This is a genomic window from Nocardia flavorosea NBRC 108225 (assembly GCF_001613385.1).
Classification (GTDB): Bacteria; Actinomycetota; Actinomycetes; order Mycobacteriales; family Mycobacteriaceae; genus Nocardia; species Nocardia flavorosea.
The window spans coordinates 30,620-57,197 of the sequence record NZ_BDCG01000001.1 but is presented as its reverse complement, the minus strand read 5'-3'; the positions used below and the strand labels follow the sequence as shown (position 1 = coordinate 57,197).

26 protein-coding genes and 1 pseudogene are annotated in these 26,578 nt (G+C 66.6%); 15 read left to right on the top strand and 12 right to left on the bottom strand.

Annotated elements, in window-relative coordinates:
• The first annotated feature begins 44 nt into the window (after positions 1–44).
• The 6 genes from NFL01S_RS00265 (at position 45) to NFL01S_RS00245 (ending at position 4,202) form a co-directional block, all read left to right on the top strand.
• The gene (locus NFL01S_RS00265) at positions 45–1,685 is read left to right on the top strand and encodes an ABC-F family ATP-binding cassette domain-containing protein (RefSeq protein ID WP_062970237.1); all 1,641 of its coding nucleotides are present in this window, start codon (positions 45–47) and stop codon (positions 1,683–1,685) included.
• A 111-nt stretch (positions 1,686–1,796) separates the two neighbouring features.
• The gene (locus NFL01S_RS37265; protein ID WP_086007740.1) at positions 1,797–1,931 is read left to right on the top strand and encodes a hypothetical protein; all 135 of its coding nucleotides are present in this window, start codon (positions 1,797–1,799) and stop codon (positions 1,929–1,931) included.
• Positions 1,932–2,157: 226 nt separating this feature from the next.
• Positions 2,158–2,361 (top strand): cold-shock protein, encoded by a 204-nt coding sequence (locus tag NFL01S_RS00260; RefSeq protein ID WP_033242606.1) that lies wholly within the window; start codon positions 2,158–2,160, stop codon positions 2,359–2,361.
• A gap of 236 nt (positions 2,362–2,597) precedes the next feature.
• Positions 2,598–3,080: an SMP-30/gluconolactonase/LRE family protein gene (locus NFL01S_RS00255; RefSeq protein WP_062970235.1), complete on the top strand. Its 483-nt coding sequence runs from the start codon at positions 2,598–2,600 to the stop codon at positions 3,078–3,080.
• Positions 3,081–3,137: 57 nt separating this feature from the next.
• The gene (locus NFL01S_RS37505; RefSeq protein WP_062970233.1) at positions 3,138–3,374 is read left to right on the top strand and encodes an MmyB family transcriptional regulator; all 237 of its coding nucleotides are present in this window, start codon (positions 3,138–3,140) and stop codon (positions 3,372–3,374) included.
• Between the two features lie 99 nt (positions 3,375–3,473).
• On the top strand, positions 3,474–4,202 hold the full coding sequence (locus tag NFL01S_RS00245) for an SDR family NAD(P)-dependent oxidoreductase (protein ID WP_062970231.1): 729 nt from the start codon (positions 3,474–3,476) through the stop codon (positions 4,200–4,202).
• A 10-nt stretch (positions 4,203–4,212) separates the two neighbouring features.
• On the opposite strand, the gene NFL01S_RS00240 is transcribed toward NFL01S_RS00245, so the two are convergent.
• Together NFL01S_RS00240 and NFL01S_RS00235 are read right to left on the bottom strand one after the other, a co-directional pair.
• Positions 4,213–5,535: a diguanylate cyclase domain-containing protein gene (locus NFL01S_RS00240; protein WP_062970230.1), complete on the bottom strand. Its 1,323-nt coding sequence runs from the start codon at positions 5,533–5,535 to the stop codon at positions 4,213–4,215.
• Positions 5,536–5,629: 94 nt separating this feature from the next.
• Positions 5,630–6,769, bottom strand: a complete 1,140-nt coding sequence (locus NFL01S_RS00235) for a terpene synthase family protein (RefSeq protein ID WP_084492289.1) — start codon at positions 6,767–6,769, stop codon at positions 5,630–5,632.
• A gap of 224 nt (positions 6,770–6,993) precedes the next feature.
• On the opposite strand from NFL01S_RS00235, the pseudogene NFL01S_RS37500 reads away from it, so the two are divergent.
• Positions 6,994–7,464: pseudogene (locus tag NFL01S_RS37500) on the top strand (helix-turn-helix domain-containing protein); the annotation flags it as partial.
• 284 nt (positions 7,465–7,748) lie between these two features.
• On the opposite strand, the gene NFL01S_RS00230 reads toward NFL01S_RS37500, so the two are convergent.
• Positions 7,749–8,531 (bottom strand): hypothetical protein, encoded by a 783-nt coding sequence (locus tag NFL01S_RS00230; protein ID WP_062970228.1) that lies wholly within the window; start codon positions 8,529–8,531, stop codon positions 7,749–7,751.
• Positions 8,532–9,297: 766 nt separating this feature from the next.
• Between NFL01S_RS00230 and NFL01S_RS00225 the strand changes: the two genes are divergently transcribed.
• The 4 genes from NFL01S_RS00225 to NFL01S_RS00210 all read left to right on the top strand — a co-directional run bounded on the left by NFL01S_RS00225 (position 9,298) and on the right by NFL01S_RS00210 (position 13,401).
• Positions 9,298–10,020: an SDR family NAD(P)-dependent oxidoreductase gene (locus NFL01S_RS00225; protein ID WP_062970226.1), complete on the top strand. Its 723-nt coding sequence runs from the start codon at positions 9,298–9,300 to the stop codon at positions 10,018–10,020.
• The gene (locus NFL01S_RS00220) at positions 10,017–10,619 is read left to right on the top strand and encodes an aldo/keto reductase (RefSeq protein WP_062970224.1); all 603 of its coding nucleotides are present in this window, start codon (positions 10,017–10,019) and stop codon (positions 10,617–10,619) included. The genes NFL01S_RS00225 and NFL01S_RS00220 overlap by 4 nt, the downstream gene beginning before the upstream one ends.
• A 78-nt stretch (positions 10,620–10,697) precedes the next feature.
• Complete coding sequence (locus tag NFL01S_RS00215) at positions 10,698–11,993, top strand: LLM class flavin-dependent oxidoreductase (RefSeq protein WP_062970222.1); 1,296 nt, start codon at positions 10,698–10,700, stop codon at positions 11,991–11,993.
• A gap of 184 nt (positions 11,994–12,177) precedes the next feature.
• Positions 12,178–13,401 (top strand): DegT/DnrJ/EryC1/StrS family aminotransferase, encoded by a 1,224-nt coding sequence (locus NFL01S_RS00210; RefSeq protein ID WP_062970220.1) that lies wholly within the window; start codon positions 12,178–12,180, stop codon positions 13,399–13,401.
• Positions 13,402–13,622: 221 nt separating this feature from the next.
• Here NFL01S_RS00210 and NFL01S_RS00205 read toward each other — a convergent pair whose 3' ends face one another.
• Positions 13,623–14,126 carry a thioesterase family protein gene (locus tag NFL01S_RS00205; RefSeq protein ID WP_062970218.1) on the bottom strand — a complete coding sequence of 168 codons (504 nt, stop codon included), beginning with the start codon at positions 14,124–14,126 and terminating at the stop codon, positions 13,623–13,625.
• Between the two features lie 366 nt (positions 14,127–14,492).
• Between NFL01S_RS00205 and NFL01S_RS00200 the strand changes: the two genes are divergently transcribed.
• Positions 14,493–15,293 carry an SDR family NAD(P)-dependent oxidoreductase gene (locus tag NFL01S_RS00200; protein WP_062970216.1) on the top strand — a complete coding sequence of 267 codons (801 nt, stop codon included), beginning with the start codon at positions 14,493–14,495 and terminating at the stop codon, positions 15,291–15,293.
• Between the two features lie 394 nt (positions 15,294–15,687).
• Here the strand turns inward: NFL01S_RS00200 and NFL01S_RS00195 are convergent, their stop codons facing one another.
• Positions 15,688–17,400, bottom strand: a complete 1,713-nt coding sequence (locus NFL01S_RS00195) for a 3-ketosteroid-delta-1-dehydrogenase (protein WP_245670460.1) — start codon at positions 17,398–17,400, stop codon at positions 15,688–15,690.
• Positions 17,401–17,624: 224 nt separating this feature from the next.
• Between NFL01S_RS00195 and NFL01S_RS00190 the strand changes: the two genes are divergently transcribed.
• On the top strand, positions 17,625–18,404 hold the full coding sequence (locus NFL01S_RS00190; RefSeq protein WP_062970214.1) for an IclR family transcriptional regulator: 780 nt from the start codon (positions 17,625–17,627) through the stop codon (positions 18,402–18,404).
• Positions 18,405–18,423: 19 nt separating this feature from the next.
• Here the strand turns inward: NFL01S_RS00190 and NFL01S_RS00185 are convergent, their stop codons facing one another.
• Complete coding sequence (locus NFL01S_RS00185) at positions 18,424–19,092, bottom strand: PadR family transcriptional regulator (RefSeq protein WP_062970212.1); 669 nt, start codon at positions 19,090–19,092, stop codon at positions 18,424–18,426.
• Between the two features lie 93 nt (positions 19,093–19,185).
• On the opposite strand from NFL01S_RS00185, the gene NFL01S_RS00180 reads away from it, so the two are divergent.
• The gene (locus NFL01S_RS00180) at positions 19,186–19,533 is read left to right on the top strand and encodes a hypothetical protein (protein ID WP_062970209.1); all 348 of its coding nucleotides are present in this window, start codon (positions 19,186–19,188) and stop codon (positions 19,531–19,533) included.
• Complete coding sequence (locus NFL01S_RS00175) at positions 19,526–20,203, top strand: Dabb family protein (RefSeq protein WP_062970207.1); 678 nt, start codon at positions 19,526–19,528, stop codon at positions 20,201–20,203. Before NFL01S_RS00180 ends, NFL01S_RS00175 begins: the two co-directional genes overlap by 8 nt.
• 21 nt (positions 20,204–20,224) lie before the next feature.
• Here the strand turns inward: NFL01S_RS00175 and NFL01S_RS00170 are convergent, their stop codons facing one another.
• The 6 genes from NFL01S_RS00170 to NFL01S_RS00145 all read right to left on the bottom strand — a co-directional run bounded on the left by NFL01S_RS00170 (position 20,225) and on the right by NFL01S_RS00145 (position 26,560).
• Entirely contained in the window at positions 20,225–21,091 is an 867-nt protein-coding gene (locus NFL01S_RS00170) for an alpha/beta fold hydrolase (RefSeq protein WP_062970205.1), read from the bottom strand.
• Between the two features lie 90 nt (positions 21,092–21,181).
• Positions 21,182–21,442, bottom strand: a complete 261-nt coding sequence (locus NFL01S_RS00165) for a hypothetical protein (RefSeq protein ID WP_062970376.1) — start codon at positions 21,440–21,442, stop codon at positions 21,182–21,184.
• 183 nt (positions 21,443–21,625) lie between these two features.
• Positions 21,626–22,819 carry an NADH:flavin oxidoreductase gene (locus tag NFL01S_RS00160; protein ID WP_062970203.1) on the bottom strand — a complete coding sequence of 398 codons (1,194 nt, stop codon included), beginning with the start codon at positions 22,817–22,819 and terminating at the stop codon, positions 21,626–21,628.
• Positions 22,816–24,789, bottom strand: a complete 1,974-nt coding sequence (locus tag NFL01S_RS00155) for a flavin-containing monooxygenase (RefSeq protein WP_062970201.1) — start codon at positions 24,787–24,789, stop codon at positions 22,816–22,818. The genes NFL01S_RS00160 and NFL01S_RS00155 overlap by 4 nt, the downstream gene beginning before the upstream one ends.
• Positions 24,786–25,670 carry an SDR family NAD(P)-dependent oxidoreductase gene (locus NFL01S_RS00150; protein ID WP_062970374.1) on the bottom strand — a complete coding sequence of 295 codons (885 nt, stop codon included), beginning with the start codon at positions 25,668–25,670 and terminating at the stop codon, positions 24,786–24,788. The genes NFL01S_RS00155 and NFL01S_RS00150 overlap by 4 nt, the downstream gene beginning before the upstream one ends.
• Positions 25,670–26,560 carry an SDR family NAD(P)-dependent oxidoreductase gene (locus tag NFL01S_RS00145; protein ID WP_062970199.1) on the bottom strand — a complete coding sequence of 297 codons (891 nt, stop codon included), beginning with the start codon at positions 26,558–26,560 and terminating at the stop codon, positions 25,670–25,672. The genes NFL01S_RS00150 and NFL01S_RS00145 overlap by 1 nt, the downstream gene beginning before the upstream one ends.
• Positions 26,561–26,578 lie beyond the last annotated feature (18 nt).

Genomic DNA, 26,578 nt, shown 5'->3' with positions numbered 1-26,578 from the left:
AGCCGGTTCCGAGCGTTGCGGCCGGTCCGGGCAGAATATGCGCGGTGAGCGCAACATTGCAGGCCAGTGGTCTCTCGGCCGGGCACGCCGAACGCACCCTGTTCGCCGACCTCGATCTGACTCTCGCTCCCGGTGATGTGATCGGGCTGGTCGGTGTCAACGGCGCGGGAAAATCGACGCTTCTGCGCATGCTCGCTGACGGTGCCCCGGGGGAAGGCAGTATCACCCTCAGTCCGCCCGCCGCCACCGTCGGCTATCTGGCGCAGGAGCCCGAGCGCACCGCGGGTGAATCCGTACTCGGCTATCTCGCCCGCCGGACCGGTGTCGCCGACGCCCAGCGCATCATGGACGCCGCCGCCGAACGACTCGCCGACGGCGGAGACGACGACTACTCCCCCGCCCTCGAACACTGGCTCGCGCTCGGCGGCGCCGATTTCGAACAGCGTGCCGCGGAGGTTGCCGCCGATCTGGGGCTCACCGCCCGCCTCGCGGGCGGGCTGGATACCCCGATGACGGGATTGTCCGGTGGGCAGGCTGCCCGCGCGGGTCTCGCCTCGGTTCTGCTGTCGCGTTTCGATATCCTGCTGCTCGACGAACCCACCAACGACCTCGACCTCGACGGTCTCGACCGCCTCGAACGTTTCGTCACCGGTGTCCGGGTACCGCTCGTGATCATCAGCCACGACCGCGAATTCCTGACCCGCACGGTGACCGCCGTCCTCGAACTGGATCTCGCCCAGCAGCAGATCAACTTCTACGATGGCGGCTACGACTCCTACCTGACCGAACGTGAGATCGCGCGCCGGCACGCCCGCGAGGCCTACGACGAATTCGCCGATACCAAAGCCGCTTTGGAGGCCAGGGCGCGGAGGCAGCGCAACTGGCTCGAACACGGTGTCCGCAATGCGCGCCGCAAGAGCAAGAACGATTCCGACAAGGTCACCCGGAAAACCCGGGCCGAATCCACCGAGAAACAGGCCGCCAAGGCCCGGCAGACGCAGCGCCGTATCGAACGGCTCGACGTCGTGGAGGAACCGCGCAAGGAGTGGGAACTGCGGATGGAGATCGCGGCGGCGCCGCGGAGCGGTTCGGTGGTCGCGACGGCGATCAATGCCACTGTCACCCGCGGCAACTTCACGCTCGGACCCGTCACGACCCAGATCGACTGGGCCGACCGCATCGTGCTGACCGGCACGAACGGCTCCGGTAAATCGACGCTGCTCGCCCTGCTGCTGGGCAAACTCGCCCCCGATGCCGGCACCGCCGCGCTCGGCTCCGGCGTGCAGATCGGGGAGGTCGACCAGGCCCGCGGCCTGTTCCGCGGTGCAGGTACACTCGCCGCGACCTTCGGGGCGGCCATCCCCGACTGGCCGGATGCCGATATCCGGACGCTGCTCGCCAAGTTCGGGCTCCGTGGACCGCACGTCACCCGTGCCTGCGACACGCTCTCACCCGGCGAACGCACCCGCGCCGCGCTGGCCCTGCTGCAGGCCCGTGGCGTCAACCTGCTGGTCCTCGACGAACCCACCAACCATCTCGACCTACCGGCCATCGAACAGCTGGAGCAGGCGGTCGACTCCTTCACCGGCACCCTTCTGCTGGTCACCCACGACCGCCGCATGCTGGATTCCGTGCACGCGACCCGCCGCTGGCATATGACGGCAGGCCGGCTCAGCGAGGAGTAGCCCGGGCCCGAAGGCCGGCCCGACACCGGGTTGTTTCCGCACCGGATCCGGCGGTGTCGCGTACGGTGGAGCCAACGGGACCGTTCAGGTCCGGCTAAACGAAGGACGATCATGTCCGATAAATCTCCCCGTGGCGGCGCCACCAAGAAATCCGGAAAAACGCTGAAGGAAAAGCGTGCGGAAAAGAAGGCCAAGGCCGTCGCGAAATCCGATGTCGAGTCCACGTTCGACCCCAAGCGCCGCTGACGGGAACCTCCGCTCGGATTGCCTTGATCATGTTCTCCGTCAATGTCTTTCATAGTCCTTAGCAGGTCCACGACCAGCCGGGCCCCCAAGCAGAGACGGCGCGCCGTTGCCGCCTGGGGTCCACCCCCCTGGACGGATCACCCATGCGTGTGGCACACTGGCTCATCGAGACTGCGCTTATCAAAGTGATCTGCGCGGCTCATCTACAGGAATGAAGTATTAAAGCATGGCGCAAGGCAGCGTGAAATGGTTCAACGGCGAGAAGGGCTTCGGCTTCATCGCCCAAGACGGAGGCGGCCCTGACGTCTTCGTGCACTACTCGGCCATCGGTGGCTCGGGCTTCAAGACCCTCGAAGAGGGTCAGCGGGTCGAGTTCGAGATCGGCCAGGGCCAGAAGGGCCCGCAGGCTCAGGACGTCCGCGCGATCTGATTTCGTGTGACTTGAAGGCTCCGCACCCCACGGGTGCGGAGCCTTTCTCGTCGGTTCACCACGGTGACCGGCGTCCGCCGTGCCTGGGTTTCCCACACCCAGGCACGGGAACACCTGTATCGACAGGTATCGGGAGAATCGTCGCGGACGGCAGATGATGCGGAAGATCGCATCCCCGAAAGGACGGCCGCCATGCGCGTTCGTATACGCCATCTCATCCTCGGCTCACTGCGTCGGTGGCTCTCGCCTGCACCTCCCCCGCACCGGCCGAACCGCCCGGCCACTATGTCATCCCCGGCGACCGGGCATTTCCCACCGGGCTCGCCTACGACCCCGGGACCGGGCATTATTTCGTGGGCAGAGCCGCGGACGGCGCGCTGTATCGCGGCCATGTGGACCGGCCCGACGCGGAGCCGTGGTCCCCACACGGAACCGACGGACGAACCCTCACCTCCGGAATGACGATGGACGCCGCGGGACGACTGTTCGTCAACGGCGCCGACAGCAACATCACCCGGGTCTACGACCCCGGCAGCGGCGAACTGCTCAGCGAACTTCACGGTCTCCCAGGTGGTTTCGTGAACGAGGTATCCGTCGCGGAAGGCGGCACCGCCTACGTCACCGATTCCTTCCTGCCGATGATCTACCGGATCACCGAACGCGACGGCCGCCGGCAGATGGATCCCTGGCTCGATATCGACCAGACGGCCATCGAATAGATACACGGCGAGCACAATCTCAACGGCATCCTCGCCGTCGGCCGGTATCTGCTGTCGGTGCAGAGCAATACCGGCCGACTCTGGCGTATCGACCGGTTGTGGGCCCGGCACGATGTCACCGAATCGGCGAAGGGCACCAAGGCCATCACTCATCCGCACGGCGGCGACCTGCATTTCGAGTACACCCGGCTTCCCTGCCGGAGCATCCCGGTCACCACTTGGTTCTGCACAATCCGACTCCCGGCACCGGCACGCTGGAATGGCTGGAAACCTTCGCCGAGGAGTCCGGCCTGATCAGCTGAGCCAGGGCCGCGGGCCCACGATGCCTGGTGATGTCACACCCAGCATCAGCTCGGTCTGTTCAGGCGCCGTTCGATCACCGAGTCTGTTCCGATGGCTCGATACACCGACAAGATCGCACTGGTCACCGGCGGCACCAGCGGAATGGGGATCGCCACGGCGAAACGCCTCATCGGCGAGGGCGCACAGGTGGTCGTCACCGGGCGCGACGCCGCCCGGCTGGAGGCGGCGGTGGCCGATCTCGGCGACCGGGCGCACGGATTCGTCGCCGACCTGACCGCCCTGGACGCGCTCATGCAGGACATTCGTGACCGGTACGACGTGGTCGTCGCGAATGCCGGAGTCGGCATCTTCGCACCGATCCGGGAGATCACCGAGAAGGATTTCGACCGTTCCGTGGCAATCAACTTCAGAGGGGTCTTCTTCACCATCCAGAAGGCGCTGTCCCTCATCCCCGACGGCGGCGCAATCCTCGTCAACGCCTCGTGGACCCTGCACCGGGGTGTCGACGGACTGCGCCTCTACCCCGCAACCAAGGCCGCGGTCCATAATCTGGCTCGAACTCTTGCCACGGAACTCGCTCCACGCGGTATCCGCGTCAACTCCGTCAGCCCCGGCTATATCGATACCCCGATGTACCCCGAGGCCGAGCTTCCCGCGCAGGTCGCAGCCGCCGACCGAAGCCGAGTTCCGGCCGGGCGATCCGGGCGTCCCGGCGAGGTCGCCGACACGGTGGCCTTTCTGGCTTCCTCCGAGGCCTCATGCATCAACGGTCAAGACTTGATCATCGATGGCGGGCTCGTCGGCACCATGACCGCTTGACCGCTCGGGGTCACCGGGCCTGGCCGGCAGGTCCGCCACCGTCGACAGGATCCGGATCGGTGCCCCCGTCGACCGGCAGGGTATGCAGTACCCACTGCGCCTTTCCACTGTTCTTGGCGTGATAGAGCCCGGTATCGGCGGCGTCCAGCAATGCCTCCGCTTGTCCGCCTTCGACCGTGGTCACCACCGCGCCGATACTGGCCGAGACGGTCAACCGATGGCCCCCCGTGGTGACCGGATCGGACAGGGCGCCGAGCAGCCGCTCGGCCACCTCGGTCATCCGGTCGTCGTCGACGGGTGGCGGGACGAGTGTCACGAATTCGTCGCCGCCGATCCGCGCGACCAGGCAATCCAGCTCCACCACGCTGTCGTTCAACCGGTTCGCCACGGCGGTGAGGACCTTGTCACCCGTGCCGTGACCGTAGCGATCGTTGATGTATTTGAACCGGTCCAGGTCCACGAAACACAACCCGATCCGGTCCTGCGGACCGGCGTCGCGGATCGTCGAATCCAGCCATTCGAGCAGCTGACGCCGGTTCGGCAGCCCGGTCAGCAGATCATGGCGTGCCTGCCGGTGCAGTTCCTCGCGCATCCGGTGCTGTTCGGTGACGTCTTCGCCGACAGCCAGCAGATAGTCCGGATGCCCGTCGCGGCCCTCGACGAAGGTGATGGAGAAGGCGGCCCACCCGTAGCTGCCGTCGGCCCGCCCGATCTGCTGTTCCAGTTTCACCGCGCCCTGCTTGTGCGGCACCAACCGCTCGTAGACCATCCGGCGAATACGTTCCCGATCCTCCGGATGAGCGAATTCGTACACCGAGATACCGCGCAGGTCGTCGGCGGGGACGCCGATCATATCCGCGAGTGCCCGGTTGGCATTGAGCAGAACACCGTTGGTATCGCCGATGGCGATGGCCACCGCCGCATTGTCGAAAACGACCCGGAAACGTTCGTCCATCCGTTGCGAGACCTCGCCCGGAGCATCGGGCGGCGCGAACAACATCTGCCGCCGGATACCGAAGCCTTCGCCGAGTTTGGCCAGCAGGACCGCCATTCTCCGGGTCGTTTCGGGGTCGCCGACCGGACTCGCGAGTGACCACAGCACCGGGACCGAGGTGGCCACCACATCGGGTGCCGGCAGATCCGCGGCAGCCAGGGCGGCCCCGGCCCGGGCCCCGGCACCGAAATCGAACGGTGTGGTGGTGAGTGCATGCGCGAGATCGTGCACCAGCCAGCTGAGCAGGTGATGGATACTCGGATCGGAGGGGGCGGAGCCGCTGGTCGCATGGAGGGCCGCAGACCATGCTCGAACCAGTTCGCTGTGCTCCGGCTCCATCGCTCCCCTTCGCTGCTGTGCCCGCCACCGCCCCGTTCGCAGCCATACAACAGCGCCTAGCGAAAGGTCGGGTGGCTACCCTCGATGATCACTATCATTGCTCATCGGCCAGGCTCCGGCCGGGTGGGGGGTGGTTCTCCGAGAAAATACTCGTCCCCTTGTACCGGGTCGTGGTCAGTTGCCATACCCAGCTCGCCTGGACACAGCCGGTGAGGTCGGTGAGGTACTCGAGCAGTTGCGCGGCCAGATCGGTATCGGCGAGGCCCGGCGCATGGCAGCGGTCCGCCAGCGCGTCGTGCCGATGCCGGAACTCGGTGATTCGATCGCGCACGATGGTGCCCGCGTCGCGTACGGCGTCGGCCAAGGTCGCGCCGGGTGTGTTCAGCAGGCAGACCGGGATCAGGTTGAAATCCGACCGGTCCGCAATGCACTCCTTTTCGAAGGAGAACATGTCATTCATCAATGCACCGATTTCGGCAGTGAGCACACGTAATCGACGGAGGTCCGGGGCGAGCCCCACCCGTACCAGCTGTTCCGCATCCAGGTAGCTGTCGCGGCCGAACTCGCACAGGGCGATGGCCGGATACATCCCCGATACCTGCGCGCGCAGATCGATGTACTCCGCGACGGTCAGCAGATCACCACGGGCGCGGGCGTTCTGGTCGCGGATCGCGGTGCGCAGATGTTCCACGGTCGAAGCGAGGAATTCGTCGAGCCATCGTGGGTCCGACAACTCGCCGACCTGCGATAGGAAATCGACCGTCGCCGCTTCGACCGGGGTCGGGTCGACGGCCGGTTTCCGGGTTTCCAGCAGGCGGCACAGGCGCGCGAGTTCGTCACGCGCCCTGCCTTGTTCGGCCTCCGACAGGTGTCCGTACTTCTCCCGGCCCACAGTATCGTTGAGCCAGAACAGGATCGCGTTGAACAATCCGATCGCCGTCAGCCGCCGCGCACTGACCGCTCCCGGATGCAGATACGGCGTCATGCTGTTGTAGTGCGCACCGGCGGGTTCCAGCCAGATATCGTGTGCGCGGCAGTAACTTTCCACATCATCACAAGTCTGCGCACCGAACTCGCTGGGACGGAACTCTCTGCAGTACTCTGCGATATCGAAGTCCGCTGTGCTGAAAATTTCCCGCAATGACCAGGGTTCTGCGGTGTTCGCCCACTCGTCGTATTGTGCTCGCATATCGGTGATCTCACGCTCGACCGCCGCTGTGTACCGAGAAGCCATAACGACTCTCCTCCCGCATATACCAAACCCTCTCAGTGTGGTGCACCGGTGAGTCACTGTCACCCTGTTCCGGCACACATGCAGCTGAGGGGTGGCGCGCGTGCGGCAGGCGGGGTTCCCGACCGCGAGTGGGACGCTGCCGAAGCGCGACCACGCCGCTACACATCAGGCCTGGACCGGGAGCTGTCCACGGAACGAGGAGCCGCGACAACTTCGCCGCGGTCATGAGACCGAGGGCATATCGTCGCCCGGAACACCTGCAAAGTCATGCTCTACCCACGGAACCCCCAGCAGTACGGGGGCGGCATCACCTTCTAGAAGTCGGGCTGTTCCGGCGGGTCGACTTCGAGATACAGGACGTGCTGTCGCCGGGCCCCGGAAGACCGGTCGCCGGGCCTGACCGGTGCACAACGCCGGTGGCCGGGTCCCCGGTGGGACACTGGAACCACCGTCCACCTGCGCTCCCGAAGGAGTTCCCCGCAGGGGAGACCGAGCCGCGACCGGCATGCTCGATGAGACACCGGAGCCGCCGCGGGTCGGTCGTCCCCGTGTGCACGCCGACGAACACATCCTCGAAACGGCGCTGGACCTGCCTCCCCCGCGTGGGTTATCAAGCGCTGAGTATCGCCAGGATCGCGGAGGAAAGCGGGGTATCGAAGCCTTGGGTCTATCGGCGATGGACCAACAAGGCCGAGCTGATATCGGCCGCGATCGCACATTCGGACCGAGACCAGGCAGAACCGACCGGGGATTTGCCGACTCCTGCTGCCGCGATAACGTACTCGAACGCATGCCCGGACAGCCAGATCCCACGTGTACGTCCGGGCCGTCCCCGCGAGGGTAACCCTCACGATCGGCGCCCAGCACTATCCCGCAGAGACGGCCTTTGCCACCATGTTATGGATCGCGACCGGTACCACCGCGGCCGCCGCGGTACTCGCCGGCCTGCTCATCGCAGGCCGGCGAGGCCGGCGACCTGTTACCAGTCCTGCCAGGGAATGATCGTCCGCAGCGGGCCGTCGAACAGGGTGTCCCCGACGACCGGCCGCGGCGCACCGTCGCCCGCGGTGGCCAGGCTCTGGTCCAACTCCACCACCGAGCCGGTCACCTCGGCCGGGTCCGCGTCGAGGTACAGCAGTCGGATCCGGACCGATCCCGGCGCGAACTCGCGATTGCCGGCACCGAGCGGCAGGGTGGGATGCTTCTGCATCGAATGCAGCGAGAAGGTCCACGCACCCGCCACTCCCGGGAGTTCGAGTAGCGCGGGAATTCCGACACGGTCGTCCCAGCGGAACTGCTCGTGCACGTCGGCTCCGTGTGGTTCCGCGAAATGGGTGACGGTGAGATGCAATCCGCGGTTGGGCCGGAAGGGCAGCGCGTCCGCCGACACGCCGATACGCGGTGCCGCGTAACCCTTGACAGGTGTGAAGAATCCGAGCAGCGGTCGCACAACCCCGGGCAGTTGCGGACCTCGGCCCCACTGGAAGGAGTCCTCGCCCAGTTTCGTCCAGGCCGCGACGCTCTCCTCATAGGGCGGTGTGAACCAGTACATCGCCACATAGTCGACATCGGCGAGTTCCTGGGACGAAGACCGGTCCAGCGCGGCGTACTCGGCCGGCCTGGCCCATCGATCACCCCAGGCCACGCCCGGCAGCAGCAGATTCTCCGGGCGGTGGTCGAGCTGATGCCATTCGTTGTATTCGCGATGCACGCTGGGATCGGTGAGATCGATGAAGGAGAAGAACGCGTGTTCCGAGAACATAGAGCCTGCCGTTCCGATTGGATTGGATTGGATTGGATGAACAATTTCCAGATGGTTTCCGGCGACCGGCCCCGCAGGTGGCATTCGTGAGTCGCCGGTACACAGGCGGCACACTGGGCGAGACCGTACCCTCTCGATCATGACGCGGGTACCCCGCTGCGTCCGCCGGTCTTTCCACTGAATGGGCACCGGCGGTACCGGTACGGTCCGTGCTCAGGCCCTCATCGCCCGGCGGGATCGAGACCGATTTCGCTGTGGGGGCCAGCGGCCGTTCGTCTCCGGGATCAGACGAGAAGATCGGCGAAGTGTCTTCCCGATGAGCCGCTACGCGCCGAGAGTTCGGCGATCTCCTGCGATATGGCGTTGCGGGCGCCCCTGAGCCGAGCGGCTGTCGATCAGCGAATGCGCGAATTCATGCGGCGGGCAGTAAATCTGCGGCCGGATGCTCGGATCGCACCAGGCCGTAGCGCTGTGCGGCGAGGATCTGCGCGACGAGGTCGCCGTGCCCGCGCGCTGAAGCCGATCGTGGTGTTCCGCCCTGTGGAAACCTCGGTTGCTGCCCACCAGTACCGGTAATAGGTTTCACCCCGTCCGGCGGATCGCCCCGGCACCGGCCCCGGCGGGAGTCGTTCGATCAGCGCGAAACGCCACTGTTGCTGCCGGCGAGTTCGAGCCCGCCCACGGCACGGCGGCGCAGCGAATCCTTCGGCGACGTATCCGAAAGTGACTGGGGACAACGGCTTTAAAAAAACTAGGAGTAGCAATCGTGGTCGCACACCATGCCGTCGTCACCGGCGGAGCCGGCGGAATCGGCGCCGCCGTCGTCGAACGATTCCTCGACCGGGGTCTGAAGGTGAGTGTTTTCGATCTCGGCGAGTCCGCACCGGCCCGCGAGGGGGTGGACTACTACCGGGTGGATGTGACCGACCGCGGTGCGGTGGAGTCGGCGATGGCGCAGGCCTCCGCACAGTCGCCGGCTCCCGATGTGCTGGTGACCAGCCACGGAATCCGTGGATCCTTCGTTCCGGCATTGGAACTCGATCCCGAACGTCTCCGCCGTCTCTTCGACGTGCATGTCCTGGGGACCTTTCTCGTGGCCTCCGCGTTCGCACGACCGCTGCTGGCGGACGGCACGAACGGATCGATCGTCACGATCTCGTCGACCACTGCCTACGGCGGCTGGCACCGGCAAGCCGACTACGGTACCGCCAAAGCCGCGGTGCGCCAGCTCACCAGCAACCTCGCCATGGAGTGGGCGCCCCTGATCCGCGTCACCAGTGTCGCGCCCGGCCATACGCGAACGCCGATGGTCCAGGACCTCATCGACAACGGCTACGACATATCGGCTACGGAGGCACGGACACCGCTGGGTCGCTTGTGCACTCCGGACGAAATGGCCCGTTCGATCGAAAATCTCGCACTCGACGCCACCTTTGTCACCGGTGTATGCCTGCCGGTAGACGGTGGCTGGACGACGGTCGGCAAATGAGCGCTACCTCGTTGCCGCACCGGAAACTGGGCGATCTCACGGTGCCGGCGATCGGATTCGGCGCCATGACGATCACCCAGGTGGCCGGCTACGACGTCGACCGCGGGCGACGGACGGTTCATGCCGCCCTCGACGCCGGCGTCCGGCTGTTCGACACTGCGGATGTGTACGGCCCGGCAGGGGGCGGCGACGGAGTGAACGAGCTGGCACTGATGGACGCGCTGCGCTCCTGGCCCGGTCCCGACGCACTGGTATCGGTGCAGAACGAATACTCACCGGGCGCGCGGGCTTCGGAGCGGGAGATCCGGGCGTGCGAGGAGCGCGGACTCGCCTTCCTGTCGTGGGGCCCCTTCGGCGGAATGCGGCAGGCCAAGAGTCTCGGGGACGGCGGTTCGCCCTTTGCCGAGGTCGCTCGAGCCCGCGGCGTGAGCATTCATCAGGTCGCTCTCGCCTGGCAGCTCCACCAGTCCCCGGTCGTCATCCCGATACCCGGCGCGTCCCGGCCCGAGTCGGTCCTCGATTCGGTTGCCGCGATCTCACTGACACTCACACCCGACGAAATGGCCCTGCTCAACGCACCGGATGAGACCGGCCCCTGACCGACAAGGTGATTCTCGAGACCACACGAGCGCCGACCTCTGCCGGCAGGCCGCATTCGAAGAAAGGAGACCGGTCCCATGAGCAGACTCATGCATTTGGCCGTATTCGCACAGGGAGTCGGCGTCGGCCAGTCGGTCTGGCGGTCGCCGCGCACCGCCCCGGACCGGATGCACACCTTCGGCCATTGGGCACATCTCGCCCGGACGGCCGAACGCGGCTGTTTCGACGCGTTCTTCATCGCAGACGCATTGAATCTGTCGACCGCGATCGAAACCCATGCCACCGATCGTCCCGATCCACTGCCGATCCTTTCCGCGCTGTCGGTGGTCACCGACCGCATCGGTTTGATCGGTACGAGTTCGACCACCTACAACGATCCCTTCACGGTCGCGCGGCAGTTCGCGACATTGGACCACCTCAGCGACGGCCGCGCCGGCTGGAATGTGGCGACCACCGCTATTCCGGCCGCCGCCGAGAACTACGGTGCGGCCGGGCTGCCCGAACACACAGACCGCTATGTGCGCGGCGAAGAATTCGTCGATATCGTCCGGGCGCTCTGGGACGGCTGGGAACCGGATGCCATCGTCGCCGATCGGGAGGCCGGGATCTGGGTCGACCGGGCGAAGCTGCACCGCATCGACCATCACGGACAGTACTTCGATGTTGCGGGACCGCTCACGATCCCACGTTCCCCGCAAGGCCGGATCCCGCTCGCGCAGGCGGGCTCCTCACCGACCGGGATGAAACTCGGCGCCCGGGTGGCCGACCTGGTGTTCGCGACACAGCATTCGATCGATGTCCCGCTCGAATTCGCCGACGGCATGCGCACGCTCGCGGAAGCCGCGGGCCGGGAACGCTCGGCGGTCAAGGTACTCCCGGGTGTCACCCCGATCATCGCCCGTACCGATGAGGAAGCCCGCGATCTCGGGCTCGAACTGGGGTCGCTGATCAGCGAGCAGACCACCCTGAAGTTCTTGAACCAGACCTTCGGCGGTATCGATCTGTCCCGGTTCGACCTCGACAAACCCTTCCCGGATCTGCGGGACTCGTTGCCCGGCAACGCCAGTCTGGGCCGGCCGACCCTGCTGACCGAGGTCGCTCTGCGGGAGAAACTGACCGTTCGCCAGCTCGCCCAGCGGGTGGGGCTCAGCATCGGTCACCGTACGCTCGTCGGTTCGCCCGATACGGTCCCCGACGACCTGCAGCGATGGTTCGAGGCCGGCGCCGCCGACGGATTCATCGTGCTCCCCGCCGACCTGCCACTCGGGCTCGACATATTCGTGGGCGAGGTCGTACCCCGGCTGCAGGACCGTGGCCTGCTGCGCACGAAGTACCGGGGCACCACCCTGCGTGATCACCTCGCCGACGGATGAAGTCCTCGGCACGGCACACACCGCGACATCACGGCCGGCGGATCACGCCGGCCGCACCGGGTTCGTTTCCGGACCCGGCAGCATCACCGGCACTGGCCACTTGCGCTGCGAGCGGACAGGAGCCGGGCGAGACGCCACACCAGGCGACATTTCCCTTTCCGGTTTCACTACGAGGAGATCTATCGTGACCAGGGTCATCTATGCACGCAGCGTCCACGACGAAGCGGAGATCAACGCCTGCCTGGAGGTATTGCAGGGCGGGCCGTACGCGCTCAAGATCGGCAAGAATGTCGCCGAGATGGAACGCCGTGTCGCCGAACTCTACGGTAAAAAGCTCGGGCTGATGTGCAACTCCGGCTCCTCGGCGCTCTACCTCGCCCTGGAACTGCTGGACCTGCCCAAGGGCGCCGAGGTCATCACCTCGCCACTGACCTTCTCCACCGACGCCTCCCCCATCGTCCGCGGCGGCTGGATCCCGGTGTTCGTCGACGTCGAACCCGATACCTACAACGCCGACCCCGCGGCCATCGAGGCGCTGATCACCGATAAGACCAAGGCCATCCTGCTACCGAATCTCGCCGGCAACGCTCCTGACTGGGACGCCATCCGCGATATCGCCGACCGGCACGGCCTGAAGATCATCGAAGACTCCTGCGATTGCATCGGCACCACGCTGCGCGGCACCAAGACCGGCAGCCGTTCCGATATCACCGTCACCAGCTTCGCGATGTCCCACATCATCACCTGTGCGGGCAACGGTGGCATGGTCTGCGTCGACGACGAGAAGCTCCGCGACAAGGGTCTTATGCTGCGCCGCTGGGGCCGGCGCTCCGAACCGCACCTCTTCGGCTCGCAGGCCGCCCGCACCGGACGTGTCTTCCGCGAAGATCTCGACGGCGTCGCCTACGACAACGATTTCATTTTCGACGTACTCCCCTGGAACTTCGAACCTTCGGAACTCGGTGCCGCCTTCGGCCTCGTCCAGCTGTCCAAACTCGATAAGAACTACCAGCGCCGCGCCGAAATCTTCGATGCCTTCAACGGTGCCTTCGGCGCCTACCCGTCCCTGTTCCGGCTGCCCCGGCAGAACCCAGATTTCCACACCGCGTGGCTGTGCTACCCGGTCACCATCCGCGAGGACGCCGGATTCGCCCGCTCCGATCTGCAAGGACACCTGGAGGCCGCGGGTATCGACACCCGCACGGTCTGGAGCGGCAACGTCACCCGGCATCCGATGATGCGCGGCGTCGAATACCGGGTGCCCGAGGGCGGTCTGCCGAACGCCGACGAGGTCTTCGAACGCGGTATGTCGCTGGGCATGAGCCACGGCATGACCGCCGAAGAACTCGACCACGTCGTCGCCACCGTTCACGAATTCGCAAGCGGCCATATATCGGCCACCGACTGAGCCGAGTCGAGTCCCGGACAAGGGCTTATCGCTGCCGATACCGGCAGCGATAAGCCCTTCGGTTTGTGGCACCATGATCTCCATCGGTTCCGCACAGGCGTTCGGGCGATCCGCCGCCGCGGACCCCGGCCATCATCAGCGGATACCGGGACGGACACGCAACACCGACGACGTCGACCACGAACCCGACTGGCGTGCTCGCGGCCCGGGCTTCCTGGCGGTCAGCGCCGGATACGCAGCGAACCGCAGGTCGGCGCCGGCCAGGTCAGCGCCCCATCGTCGGCGATCTTGCGATCGAGGGCGGCCGCGAGGTCGCCGGGTAGGGGGCTTGCGCGGCGCTCGTCGAGATCGACGTGCACGAGCATGATCTCGAGCGTGTTGGACAGTTTGTCACGCTTGTCGTCGACCAGGAATGCCATCAGGTGCATCGCTTTATCGCTGCGTTCGAGGACCCGGACGTGCACGGTGAACGGATCGCCTTCGCGTAGTTCGCTGTAGTAGACCAGATGGTGTTCGGCGGTGAACACGCCCAGCCGCCGGTCCTCGCGGTAGCTGTCGTCCACCCCCAGCTCGCGCATCAGCACATCCGCGGCCTGTGAACCGAGAGCCAGGTAGTGCACCACATTCATATGACCGTTGTTGTCGATCTCGCGGCCGGTCACCGCCGCGGCGAGCGCGGCCGGAATCTCACGGATCTGCTGAGCTGTCGGAAGACCTTGTCCCATGCCCCGATCCTCCGTTACGCCCGATCGTCTCCGCCCGCGGGTGCCCGCTCACCGAAACGGCATCCGTCGACCGCGGCCTCGGACGCCTGCCCCAACGGCCATACGGATCCAGGAGTTTCCTATCCCCTCCGGACAGCGGGCAGGTCGGCAAAGGAATCGGAGCCCCGGTCCGGGCACGGCGGGATGCCCAGTGGAGATGGCTCCTACCTGCGCCCTGCGACGGTTCCGGCCCAGGTCCGCCTGGAGATCGGTCCGTACCCGCTGAGCGGAACCAGTTGGCCCTATCCCGTCAGGGCTGTGCCACTCTCGGCAGTCCGGGCGGCACCGCCGAGTGAGTTCCGCCCCTGAGCACAGGAGCAAACCGATATGGGCGTTCTCCAGCGGTATACCGGCCGTCGAGTTCTGATCACGGGTGGCGGGTCGGGTATCGGCCAGGCCTGCGTACTACGCATCCTGGAGGAAGGCGGCCAGGTGGTCGCGGCGGATATCAGCGAGGCCGGCCTGCGGGATACCGCCGGCAAGGCGGACTCCACCGCACTGACCACCCTGACCATGGATATCGCCGACGAAGAGTCGGTCCGGGCCGGTGTCGCCGACGCGGTGCAGCGGCTCGGCGGCCTGGACACCCTCGTCAACGCGGCCGGTGTGCTGCGCTCGGCCCATTTCGAGCAGACCACCCTCGCCGATTTCGAGCAGGTGGTGCGTATCAATCTCGTCGGCACGTTCCTGGTGACCCGGGAATCGATCGCCGCGTTGCGGCAGGGCGTGGGCCCGGCGGTGGTGAACTTCAGTTCGACATCGGCGGCCTTCGCGCATCCCTATATGTCCGCCTACGCCGCGTCCAAGGGCGGTATCCAGGCGATGACCCACGCCTTGGCCCTGGAGTTCAGCAAACAGGGGATCCGGTTCAACGCCGTACAGCCCGGTTCGATTTCCTCCGGAATGACCGACGGCACCGGCGCGGCCAAACAGAGCATCGGCCCCGGACTGCCCGAGGACGTCGACTTCGGAATGTTCGCCAAAGCGTCACCGGCGCTACCGCTCGACGGCGGCGCGATCTTTGCCGGTCCGGATGCGGTGGCCTCGGTGGTGGCCATGCTGGGTTCACCGGACGCCTATTTCGTCACCGGGACAGAAGTCCGGGTCGACGGCGGCTCGCATATGTGACCTGCTACTCCAGCACTGTGCACGCGTGGGAGCCGGATGCCGTACGCATCCGGCCCACTCCGCACACATCACCGCGCACGTCGGAATCCCGCCGGCCACCTCGGCCGCAGAGCACAAACCGGGCCGCGCCGACAGCACATCCGGGCGCACCCGGAACGCGGCCGGCCGGGAGCGGGGCTCCGTCACTCGACGGTCGGACAGCTGTATTCGCCGCCCCGGGAATCACCGCCGCCCTGACCTGGCTGCTCGCCCACGCCATGGTCTGCCAGTGCAGCGGCAGCAACCCTCCCAGCAAGTGAGAGGCCACCCGAGGACGGCGCCGGGGCCTGCCCAGGACCGGGTCTCGACTCGTACAGATCGCGGCCCGGCCCCGGCCATACAGACGACCGCCCGGCTACTCGCCGGATGCGGGTGCCACGGTTTCGGCCGCGCCATGTGCCGCGGCGTGCCGGGCGGCGATGTAGCCGTAGACTAGACCCTGCCCGATGGTGGCGCCGGCGCCGGGGTAGGACGCACCGAAGGCGTTGCCCGCTGTATTGCCGATGGCATACAGGCCCTCGATGAGACTTCCGTCCTCTCGCAGCACTCGTGCGTGCTCGTCGGCGACGACACCGCCGCAGGTGCCGAGGTCGCTGAGGATCATCTTCACCGCGTAATAGGGCGCGCTGCCCAGCGCGGACAGGTTCGGGTTCGGCGTCACCGTGGGGTCGCCGTAGTAACGGTCGTAAGCGCTTGCACCGCGGTCGAATTCGGGATCCTTCCCGTCATCGGCATAGTCGTTGTGCTGAGCGAAGGTGTCGGTGAACGCATCCACCGGCACACCGATGGCCTCGGCCAGTGCGGCCGGGGCGTCGGCGCGGTGCGCGATACCCGCCTCGTACCAGGCCTCCGGTAGCGGCTGCCGGGGGAAGAGGCCGCCGGCCATGATGTAGCTGTTGCGGTAGCGCTGGTCGAAGATCAGCCACATCTCGGTGACCGGGTCGCCGGCCTGCTCGCGGGCCAGCACCCGCTGGCCGAAGGTCATGTAGTCGGTGGCTTCGTTGATGAACCGCCGGCCCGTCTGGTCGACGATGAACGAACCCGGCAGCGAGCGTTCCGCGAGCATCACCGCGGGTGCACCACCGGGCAGGGGTGCGAAGGCGGGGAACCACCAGGCCTGGTCCATGGAGACGGTATCGGCGCCGAGTTCCCGCGCCGCTTCAATGGCGTCGCCGGTGTTCCCCTCGGCGCCGAGACTGGCGTGCGGGGCCAGCGTCGGGGACTGGTACTTGTGCCGGGCGTCGATATCGTGGTCGAGACCGCCGGCTGCCAGTACGACACCGCGGCGGGCCCGTACGGTGACCTCGCGCTCGCCCTGTCGCAGCACGGCTCCGGAGACCCGGCCCCCGTCGTGCACCAGCCGCACCAGGCTCGTCTCGGTCCACACCGGTATCCCTGCGCGCAGGACACCCGCGAACAGACCCGCGGCGAGCGCCTGCCCGCCGGCCAGGTATTCCCGCCCGATGAGCATGCCGCCGATGCCGAGTGCCGCCCGCCGGACTATGCGCGGCAGGGCCTTCAGCGGCTTGCGCGCGACGAGGTTCATCCACTTGTAGTCGGCGCCTGTCACGGGCATCGGTAGCGACGCCTTCATCACGCCAGGCCGTAGTCTGGGCCGCTGCTCGCCCAGCACCGAGGCGTTGAACGGACGGCATTCGCAGGTGCGGCCCGCGGCCCGGCCGCCAGGTTTCTCGGGATGGTAATCCGAATAGCCCTCGGCCCAGAAGAAACGCATCGGCGTCGCCCGCTCCAGCATCGCCACGGTTTCGGCGCCCGCGTTCAGGAAGGCGGTGCCGCGTTCGGCCGGGGCCGAATCCCCGACGACGGCCTGCAGGTAGGTCCCGGCCTCGGTCACTCCCTGGTCGCGCGGTTCCGGCAGGATCGAACTGCCCGGTATCCAGAAGGCCCCGCCGGAACGCGCGGTCGAACCGCCGACGTAGGCCGTCTTCTCCGCGATCACCACCGACAGTCCCAGTTCCTTCGCGGCGAGCGCGGCGGACATCCCGGTACCCGAACCGATGACGAGAAGATCGACGATCGTGTCGTGGGCGGGTACGAGCGGGGGCATTTTTTTCACCATCTGGTCCTGGCTCCACATTCCGATCGGGACGACAAGTGGAGATAAACGTAGGCCGCGCGAGCCGGTGGACCAGCCCACGTGTCCATTGAGCGGGAACCCCTCCTGACCTCCCAACTTCGTGAGCTGCTTCACATACTGACGGGTCTATGGCACTATTTCTAATAGAAATAGCCATGTCAGGGGGATGGCGCAGGTAGGCAAGGGAGCCAAGCATGACGATCACCCCTCAGGAGATGCACACCGGTACGGCCGCGACCCCCAGCGCCATCCTCGACCGCATTTCGCTCGTACTGGACGCCTTCGACGGGCGCGAAAGTCTCGGATTGGCGGAGGTCGTCCTGCGCACCGGACTGCCCCGTTCCTCCGCCCACCGGATGCTGGACCGGCTCGTCGGGTTGCGCTGGCTGCGGCGGGAAGGCCGCAGTTACAGTCTCGGAATCCGGTTGGTCGAGCTGGGTTCGCTGGCGGTGCACCAGGATCGGATCCACGCCGCCTCCGGCGAACACCTGCACCACCTCTACCGGGCGACCGGCCTGGTCGTGCACCTGGCGGTCCTCGACGGCGACGATGTCGTCTATCTCGACAAAATCGGTGGCCGGCTCGCCGCACATGTGCCGACCCGGGTGGGCGGCCGGCTACCGGCCGCGCAGACAGCACTCGGCAAGGCGCTACTGGCCTTCAACGGCGGTAACAGGCCGGAAGACACCCGCATTCGCGATCTCGGCTACGCCGCCGAGCGTAACAACGCCGTGCCCGGCTTCGGGTGTATCGCGGCACCGATCGGTCCCCTCGGCGAAGCGACCACCGCGGTCTCCATCTGCGGGCCGCTGGTCAAGATGACCTTCGACAGCCGGATGACCAGCCCGGTCCAGCTGACCGCACACGCGATCTGGCGCAGCGTCTGCGCCGGCGTGCGGGTCACCCCGACCCTGCAGCGCCGCAACATATTGCGTTCGCTGCCCACCGCGCCGAGCGTCCTCGCCGAGGGCTGACCCGGCCGGCGCACGGTCGTCACGAACCGTCGGGGCGCTCCTCGCTGACCGTGCGCCACCTACCGGGCTGCCGCGGTATCGGCATATCGTGTTCGTCGCGCACCGCCGATTCCCGATACCGGGCGGCCGCGTCGTCGATTTCGGCGAGCAACTCTTCGGCCAGTTCGATCTCCGCCGCGAAATACTTTTGCGACCACCGCAGGCTCATCTGGGTGAACACCCAGCCGGGTTCCGGGTCGGAGTGGTCGGCATGCAACTGCGCCTGCCGGGCCCGCTCACGCAGGTTCTCGATATGCCTGCGGACGATCTCCTTCAAATGGTCAGGATCGTGCAGATGCCCCATGTAAAGGCGAAGCATCACACCGTGTTTGAGCACCGGCATATCGACCTCGGCACCGTGCGACCAGTTCCGCAACGCGCGCAGGCCGGCATCGGTGATCCCGTAGAGCCGCCGGCCGCGCACACCCTCGTCGGCGACCACGTGGGACCGTACCAGCGCGAGATCCTCGAGCTTTTCCAGCGCGCCGTAGACCTGGCTCACCGACGGACTCCAATAGAAGAAGCCGATACTCCAGTCTGCCCATTTCTTCAGGTCGTTGCCGGTCAGTTCCTCACCGAAGGACAACATGCCCAGGACAGCCCAGCTGGTCGCGGGCAGATTGGGGTAGGAATCGGGGTCGGCGGCCATGATCGTGCAGCCTACAAGGCATCCGGTGGTGCGGGCTCCCGGCCACCGGGAGAGGCCGGCACCGGCCCAGACGGTAGCGCTTACGTTCGGAACATGGACGACCGCACCATCTACATCATCGATCGGATCGTGCTCAGACCCGGCAGCGCACGCGCATTCATCGACGCGTATCTCAGCGGCTATGCGCCGCAGGCGCGCGAACGGGGCCTGACGCTCGATCGGATTCTGGTGAGCCCGCCGGCCTGGATCGACGGTGAAACCAACACCGTCACCGCCACCTGGACGGTACCGGGCCCCAGAGCCTGGTGGGCGGCGGCAGTCGGGGCCCGGCACGATCCCGGACCGGCCCGGTGGTGGGAATCGATGGCGCCGGTGATCGTCGAACGAACCCGTTCCATGGCGAGCTGCGCCGAGGATGTGGAAGGACTGTGCGATGTATAAGGTGACGTGCCTGCTGCACCTGGCCGATCCCGCCGATGCCATGACCACGGAGATGACCGTCAAACGCCTCACCGCCGCCGCGGAAGCGGTGGGGGTGAGGCATCCGCTGGTCGCCCGGACCCTGCCCGGGGTACGCAACGGTGGCGATCTCCTCGCCCATTTCCGGTTCGCGTCGAAATCCGAGTGGCTGTCACACCGCGAGACCATCGGCGAAGCCATGATCTGCCCGGCGATCGACCATATCGACTCCGTCGAGTACCCGGGTGCCGCTCCCGGCGACGGGCGCTCCGGCCGCCGCGAGGATGCGAATCCGTCCACGGTCTACCGCGCTCTGCTCTTACGCGTAGACGATACGGCCGCTCCGGCGGAGATCGCCCGCTTCGAGCACGCCACCCTGCAGATGCCCCGCCACATTCCGGCGATCCAGGCGTGGCAGCTCAGCCGCGTCGATCGCGCCGCCGGTACCTCCCAGTGGACCCATGTCTGGGAGCAGGAATTCGGCGATGTCGAGGGCCTGCTCGGGCCTTATATGAATCACCCTGTGCACTGGGCCCTGGTGGATCAATGGTTCGATCCGGAAAGCCCGGATCAAATCGTCAAAGACCGTATCTGCCATAGCTTCTGCACGATTCCGGCGCCGGTGATCGCCCCGGCGCCGGAGCCTGCGTGACCCGCGGCGGAAGTCCCCGCGTCAGCGGCGGAGGAAGGCCAGGACGGTAGCTTCCCAGGCTTCCTTCTGCTCGATCATCACCCAGTGGCCGCAGTTGGGGAAGATGTGCACCTCTCCGTTACGGAGGGTGCGCATCGGCAGCAACGCCATATCGACCGGGCTGACCCGGTCGTCACGGCCCCAGGTGACGAGGGTCGGTACCGCGAGCCCGCCCAGTTTGGCCCAGTTCGGCGTGCTGTCCACACTGCGCGCGGCGGCGGCCATCCGCGCCAGCGCCGCACTGCTGTACATGCGGCGCGAATTCTCCAACGTCGCCGGGTCGGTGGCCTGCTGCCAGCGCTGTTCGATCAGTTCCTCGGTCACCAGCGCCTGGTCGAACACCATCGAGCGCAGCCACGCCACGAGCGCCTCCCGGGTGGGGTTGTCGACGAACTCGCTGAGCCGGATGATCCCCTCGCCCGGCTGCGGGCTGAGCACCGGCGTGCCGATACCGCCGATGGTGACCAGCCGTTCGACCCGGTCGGGTGCGGCGAGCGCGAAATCGGTGGCTACGAAGCCACCCATCGAGTTGCCGATGATGCGGACCCGGTCGAGTCCGAGTCCGTCCAGGAAAGCGGTGACCGCCTGCTGGGCGGACATCATCGGGTGCACAGCACCGAAGTCGTCGCTGACACCGAATCCGGGCAATTCCAGGACCAGCGTCCGGTAGTGCTCGGCGAATGTGGCGAAGTTACCGCCGAAGTTGCGCCATCCGGTGACGCCGGGACCGGACCCGTGCAGCAGGAGCAGGGGCGGTCCGTCCCCGGCCTCGCGGTACCGCAGGACGCCGCGCTCGGTCGGCAGTTCACGCAATTCGGGGACGGTTCGGGTATCGACTGGGGTACTCATGGATATCGAGCCTGCCATCGGCGCGGCGGTCTGTCGGCGCATACTCCCGGTGAGCGGCACAGCGTGTCCGGGACGGTCGCGGACGGCACCTCAATGAAGTCGCGGAATCGCCTCGCCGCGCGGCGGTTCGATCCGCGATTCGGATAGTTCGTGCTCGCGCACCGCGCGATCGATACTGCGATGCAGCGCCTCGCATTCGCGTTCGCGGTCGCCGATCCCCAGGTGGAGAGACGAGATCACCGGGCATTCCCGGGCGTCGGAGGTCCATTGCACCGCGGTGTGGACGGGACTGAATTTCTCCACCAGTACCCGGGTACCGCACCGCTCGCAGGCGAGCGGACGCATCGTCATTACCTGCCCCTTTCCGGCGGGATCGCGCGTGATCGTGAGGGCCGGTTTGCGCCGCCGGCCGCGGCGACGAAGCGCCCGGCGCCGGCACATGCGACGGTACCGGCTCCTCCACCGGCGCAGCCGGGTCCTCCCGGTGACCGGAACCGCCCGGTCTCGGTTCGCGCCGGCGCCCGGCAGATCCGGCTAGTTCCCCGCCATCCGGGGTGTGGCCAGCGGGCAGTGCGTACCGTAGAAAATCGTCGGCATGCACTTGTTGCAGTGGATACACAGCGATTTCGCCGCGTGGTCCGCACTGATCCGGTTGATCAGGTCGGGTTCGCGCAGCAGTGCCCGGGCCATGGCCACGTATTCGAAGCCCTCGGCCATCGCTGTGTCCATCGCTGCTTTATCGGTGATTCCGCCCAGTAGGACCAGCGGCATATCCACGCTCGCCCGGATCTGGCGGGCCGCGTCGAGCATGAACAGATCTTCGTACGGGTAGCTGTGCAGGAAGTACTTCCCGGCCACCTTCACCCCGAACCGCATCAGCGGCGACATCACCGCACCGAACTCGGCCAGCGGCGCGTCGCCCTTGAACAAATACATCGGGTTGAGCAGCGAACTGCCGATGGTCAGTTCGATGGCATCCAGGCTGCCGTCTTCCTCGAGCCACCGCGCGACCTGGATCGCTTCGTCGAGCCAGAAACCGCCGGGGACCCCGTCGTCCATATTGAGTTTCGCGATGACCGCGATCCGGTCGCCGGCGGCGGCCCGGACCTCCGCGGCGGTTTCGCGCACCAGCCGAGCCCGGTTGCGCAGCGAACCACCGTAGGAGTCGGTGCGCGTGTTGAGCAGCGGGCTCAGGAAGGAACTGGCGAAATAATTGTGGCCGAAATGGATTTCGACCGCGTCGAACCCCGATTCGATAGCGAGCCGGGTAGCCGTACCGTGTGCTTCCCGGATTCTGGCGATATCGGCCAGTGTCGCGGCATGCGTGATCCGGGGCCCCAGCGGGGTGATCCGCCGGGACGCGCTCAGTGCGGGCAGCCCGTTCGATTTCCCGTTCGCGACCGGCCCGGCATGGCCGATCTGCGCGGAAACAGCGCCGCCGTGCTCATGGACCGCGTCGGTGAGTCGCCGCAATCCAGGGACGGCCTCGTCGCGCATCCAGAGCTGGTCCGCTTCGGTCCGGCCTTCCGGCGCCACCGCGCAATACGCGACGGTCGTCAGCCCGACACCGCCGACGGCCAGCCGGCGATGGAAATCGATGAGTTCATCGCTGACCAGCGCCCCGGGCGCCATGTGTTCGAAGGTCGCCGACTTGATGATCCGGTTCCGCAGGGTCACCGGGCCCAACCTCGCCGGAGCGAGGACGTCGGGGACGGGGGTGGTGGTCATTCGGCGGCCCTCCCGGTCGGGAGGAATGTGAGGTCTTCGGGCTGCGGTTCCCGCATCAGGGTCCAGTAGTCGACGAGACGCCACGGACACGGCACGACAGCCCGGCCCGAACTGTTGCGGTAGTACCCGTTGGTCTCCGCGCCGGGATGTACCCATACGGTCTTGTCGAGTGCTTCGTCGACCCGGCGGTTGTACTCGTCCTGCGCCGACTGTACGACGTCCATGGCGGCGTGGTCGTTCTCGAGCAGGTACTGCAGGCATTCGATGAGATAGTGGACCTGTTCCTCACCGGTGATGTTGTGGCCCGCGCCGTGGTTCGGGGCCGAGTTGGGCCCGGAGGTGATGAACAGGTTCGGGAAACCCGATACCTGGACGCCTCGATAGGCGCGGGGGTCCTCACCGCCCTTCCAGATGTCGGCCAGGGTGCGGCCGTCCCGGCCGGTGATATCGATGGCGGTGGTGAACTGGAGCCGGAAACCGGTAGCCAGCACGATCACATCGGCGGGGATGAATGTCCCGTCCGTCGTGACGACACCGTCCGGGGTGATCTCCCGGAAGGAGGCCCGGTGCAGGCTCACATGCTCCCGGTTGAGCGCCGCGAAGAATCCGGGATCCTTCACGATCCGTTTCGAGTACGGACGGAAATCGGGGGTGAGTTTCTCGACCAGGTCGGGGCGGTCCGGGAAGCTCATCTGCAGGTACTCCAGCGCCGTGTTCAGCACCATATCGTTGGCCGGTGAGGCCGACAGGTGCGTGGCCGCCCACTCTTTGTCGATGCGGGGCAGCACGTAGAGGTTGTCCGAGGCGAACCAGTACGTGCGGAGCCGGAACCACCGGTCGTAGAAGGGCAGGTTGGCCATCGCCCATTTCTCCCCCGGGGGCACATCGCCGCCGACGGTTTTCTCAGGGACCAGCCAGTGCGGGCTGCGGACGACGACGTCCAGGGATTCGACCTCGTCGACGATATTCGCCACTACCTGCACCGCGGTGCAACCCGTCCCCAGCACTACGACCCGTTTACCGCGCAGGTCGAGATCGGTATCCCATTCGGCAGTGTGGGTGATCGTGCCGGCGAAGCTGTCCATTCCCGGCACATCGGGGATATTCGCGGCGTTGAGCATGCCCAGCGCGGTGACGACCGCGCGCGCCCGGTGCCGGCGCACCGTGCCGGCACTGTCCTCGGTCACCACTTCCCACCGGTTCTCTTCGGTCAGCCAGGTGGCCGACCGAACCCGGGTGCCGAACCGGATGTGCTCGCGTAACCGGTACTTCTCGACGACATCGAGCAGGTAGTCCTGGTATTCGATACCGGTCGGGTAGTACTTCGACCAGTTCGGATTCAGTTCGAACGAGTAGGAGTAGTAGTGGCTGGGGGTGTCCACCGCTGCCCCGGGATAGGTGTTGCGATGCCAGGTGCCGCCGATATCGTCGCGTTCCTCGAGGATGGTGAACGGGAAACCGGCCTCGCCCAGCTTGATTCCCGCGTTGATCCCGACCATTCCCGCGCCGATCACGATGACCTCGAAATCGGCGGGCGGGGTGACGGTCACCGGCACATGGCGCCGGTCCTTCGTGAAACCCGACTGTTCCAGCAGGATCGGAACGAATTCGGCGTCCACCCGCTGCGCGGTGCAGATGGCGGCCATCCAGCGGAACAGCTCGTCGTCAGGAACACCGAGTTCCGGTTCGAGCCCGGGCGTGAGCACCTCGCGGGCGCGGGCCCGGATATCGGCGGCGACATCGTCGGGATAGGTGCCGGGTGGGGTGGTCGGACGGATACCGGTGCGGTAGTGGTTGCCGGGTTCTTCGAGCGTCAGTCGCGCACCGAATTCTTCGAGCAGACCGGTATCACCGGTGGCGTGCACCATCGACATCAGCAGCGGAGCGGGTTCGGCTTCCGCTATCGCGTTGTGCAGGAGGGTTTCCGGATCGGCCGTGGCGTCGATACCGGTATCGATGGTGCCTGTCATGAGCTGCCTTCCGGGAGCGGCACGCCCATCCGGGCGAGCATATCGCGTGGGCTCGAGGGCGGGTCCTGGCCGACGAGTTGCCGGCCGCGCCGAGTCACCGCGGCGGTGCACATCTCGTCGTCGGAGAAGACCCAGAAATCGCCGCGGGCGATCTGTTCGAGCATATGGGCGGCCGCGTCGAGGGGATCGAGGCCTTTCTCTACGTTGTCGCGCTGCATGGCAGCGAAGACGGCGTTCGCGGTGGGGTTGGTGGTGGGTGCCTCGCGCTGTGCCGTGAGGAAGATCTCGCTGCGGATGGAATGCGGTACGACGGCGCTGACCTGGATCGGCGCACCCACGACGGACAGGTCCTGGTGCAGGCATTCGGTCATCGCCTGGACCGCGAATTTGCTGACGATATAGGGCGATTGCACGGCGACGGTGTTGATCCCGCCGACCGAGGAGAGGTTTGCGATACAGGCCGGTGCGCCGGCGTCGATCATGCGCGGCACGAACGACTTCAGGCAGTAGAAGACGCCGTCCACATTGATCTGCATCACCCGCTGCCACCGCTGTGGGTCGATCTCCCACAGCAGGCCGGCCGATTCGACACCGGCATTGTTGATCAGCAGTTCCACGCTGCCGTAGCGCTCGAAGAGCGTCGCCGCCAGCGTCTCCACCTGGTCCGGGTCGGCGACATCGACGCCGAAACCCTCGGCACGGCCGCCGCTTTCGACGATCTTCGCCGCGACCTCAGTAGCACGTCCGGTATCGATATCGGCGACGACGACGAACATCCCGTACTCGCCGAGCCGCTGCGCCAAACCCTTACCGATCCCCGCCGCGGCGCCGGTAACCACGGCGGTTCCCACCGCGAAGCGCTCCTTCGCGGTGGCGGCCATCAGATACCCTCCGGGAGGATATTCGGGTTCGCCCACGCCGGGGGTTCACGCCGCGGCAGTTCGGTACGCCCGTCGAGCGACATGACGGGCGTGTTCGTCGCGTACGGGTAGTGCAGGCTGAAAGCCACCAGACCTGTGCGTTCGACGGCGGGCACGGTCGACATCTCCAGCACCGTCTGCACGAGGTATTCGACGGGTTCGGTTTCGTAGCCGTCCGGCAGCAGAGCCGACGCACCGGGTGTCATGATCGCCGTCGACGGTCCTACCGCGTTCACCGCGATACCGTCGTCGAGCATTTCCGCGGCCAGCCCCTGAGTGAGCCGGTGCAGACCGGCCTTCGCGGAGGCATAGATGACATCACCGGCGGTCTTGTTGTAAGCACGGAACGGCCGGATGGTGCCGAGCCCGGTCGAGGACCCGATATTGACGATCCAGCCAGCACCACGTTCGCGCATATGCGGGATCGCGGCGCGGGCGAGAATGAACGGGACTTTCAGATAGTGCTCGATCGTGCGATCGAAGGTGGCGTCGCTCATTTCGGCGATCGTGCTGTAATCGGCGAAGCCCGCGTTGTTCACCAGGATATCGAGGCCACCGGCCGCCTCGACAACCTGGTCGACCAGTCCGGCTCGCTGCTCGGGATCCTCGAGGTCGGCCGGGATCGCGATCGCTTTGCCGCCGGCGTTCTCGATCGCCTGCACCGTCTCGCCGAGCGAACCGGCCAGCAGATGGGTCGCGCCGTCCCGCACGGACGGAGCCGGGGCCGATGCCGACCGGGCGGTGACGACGACGGTCGCACCTTCGGCCGCCAGCCGCTGCGCGATCGCGCGGCCTATTCCACGGCTGCTACCGGTCACCAGGGCGGTGCGGCCTGCCAATCGCTGCGTCATATCCCTCTCCGTACTCAT

Coding starts and splice junctions, on each gene's coding strand:
- NFL01S_RS37265 (WP_086007740.1), top strand. CDS start 1,797: ATGTCCGATAAATCTCCCCGTGGCGGCGCCACCAAGAAATCCGGAAAA.
- NFL01S_RS00260 (WP_033242606.1), top strand. CDS start 2,158: ATGGCGCAAGGCAGCGTGAAATGGTTCAACGGCGAGAAGGGCTTCGGC.
- NFL01S_RS00245 (WP_062970231.1), top strand. CDS start 3,474: ATGGCTCGATACACCGACAAGATCGCACTGGTCACCGGCGGCACCAGC.
- NFL01S_RS00240 (WP_062970230.1), bottom strand. CDS start 5,535: ATGGAGCCGGAGCACAGCGAACTGGTTCGAGCATGGTCTGCGGCCCTC.
- NFL01S_RS00235 (WP_084492289.1), bottom strand. CDS start 6,769: ATGGCTTCTCGGTACACAGCGGCGGTCGAGCGTGAGATCACCGATATG.
- NFL01S_RS00230 (WP_062970228.1), bottom strand. CDS start 8,531: ATGTTCTCGGAACACGCGTTCTTCTCCTTCATCGATCTCACCGATCCC.
- NFL01S_RS00220 (WP_062970224.1), top strand. CDS start 10,017: ATGAGCGCTACCTCGTTGCCGCACCGGAAACTGGGCGATCTCACGGTG.
- NFL01S_RS00215 (WP_062970222.1), top strand. CDS start 10,698: ATGAGCAGACTCATGCATTTGGCCGTATTCGCACAGGGAGTCGGCGTC.
- NFL01S_RS00205 (WP_062970218.1), bottom strand. CDS start 14,126: ATGGGACAAGGTCTTCCGACAGCTCAGCAGATCCGTGAGATTCCGGCC.
- NFL01S_RS00200 (WP_062970216.1), top strand. CDS start 14,493: ATGGGCGTTCTCCAGCGGTATACCGGCCGTCGAGTTCTGATCACGGGT.
- NFL01S_RS00195 (WP_245670460.1), bottom strand. CDS start 17,400: ATGCCCCCGCTCGTACCCGCCCACGACACGATCGTCGATCTTCTCGTC.
- NFL01S_RS00190 (WP_062970214.1), top strand. CDS start 17,625: ATGACGATCACCCCTCAGGAGATGCACACCGGTACGGCCGCGACCCCC.
- NFL01S_RS00185 (WP_062970212.1), bottom strand. CDS start 19,092: ATGGCCGCCGACCCCGATTCCTACCCCAATCTGCCCGCGACCAGCTGG.
- NFL01S_RS00180 (WP_062970209.1), top strand. CDS start 19,186: ATGGACGACCGCACCATCTACATCATCGATCGGATCGTGCTCAGACCC.
- NFL01S_RS00175 (WP_062970207.1), top strand. CDS start 19,526: ATGTATAAGGTGACGTGCCTGCTGCACCTGGCCGATCCCGCCGATGCC.
- NFL01S_RS00170 (WP_062970205.1), bottom strand. CDS start 21,091: ATGAGTACCCCAGTCGATACCCGAACCGTCCCCGAATTGCGTGAACTG.
- NFL01S_RS00165 (WP_062970376.1), bottom strand. CDS start 21,442: ATGACGATGCGTCCGCTCGCCTGCGAGCGGTGCGGTACCCGGGTACTG.
- NFL01S_RS00160 (WP_062970203.1), bottom strand. CDS start 22,819: ATGACCACCACCCCCGTCCCCGACGTCCTCGCTCCGGCGAGGTTGGGC.
- NFL01S_RS00155 (WP_062970201.1), bottom strand. CDS start 24,789: ATGACAGGCACCATCGATACCGGTATCGACGCCACGGCCGATCCGGAA.
- NFL01S_RS00150 (WP_062970374.1), bottom strand. CDS start 25,670: ATGGCCGCCACCGCGAAGGAGCGCTTCGCGGTGGGAACCGCCGTGGTT.
- NFL01S_RS00145 (WP_062970199.1), bottom strand. CDS start 26,560: ATGACGCAGCGATTGGCAGGCCGCACCGCCCTGGTGACCGGTAGCAGC.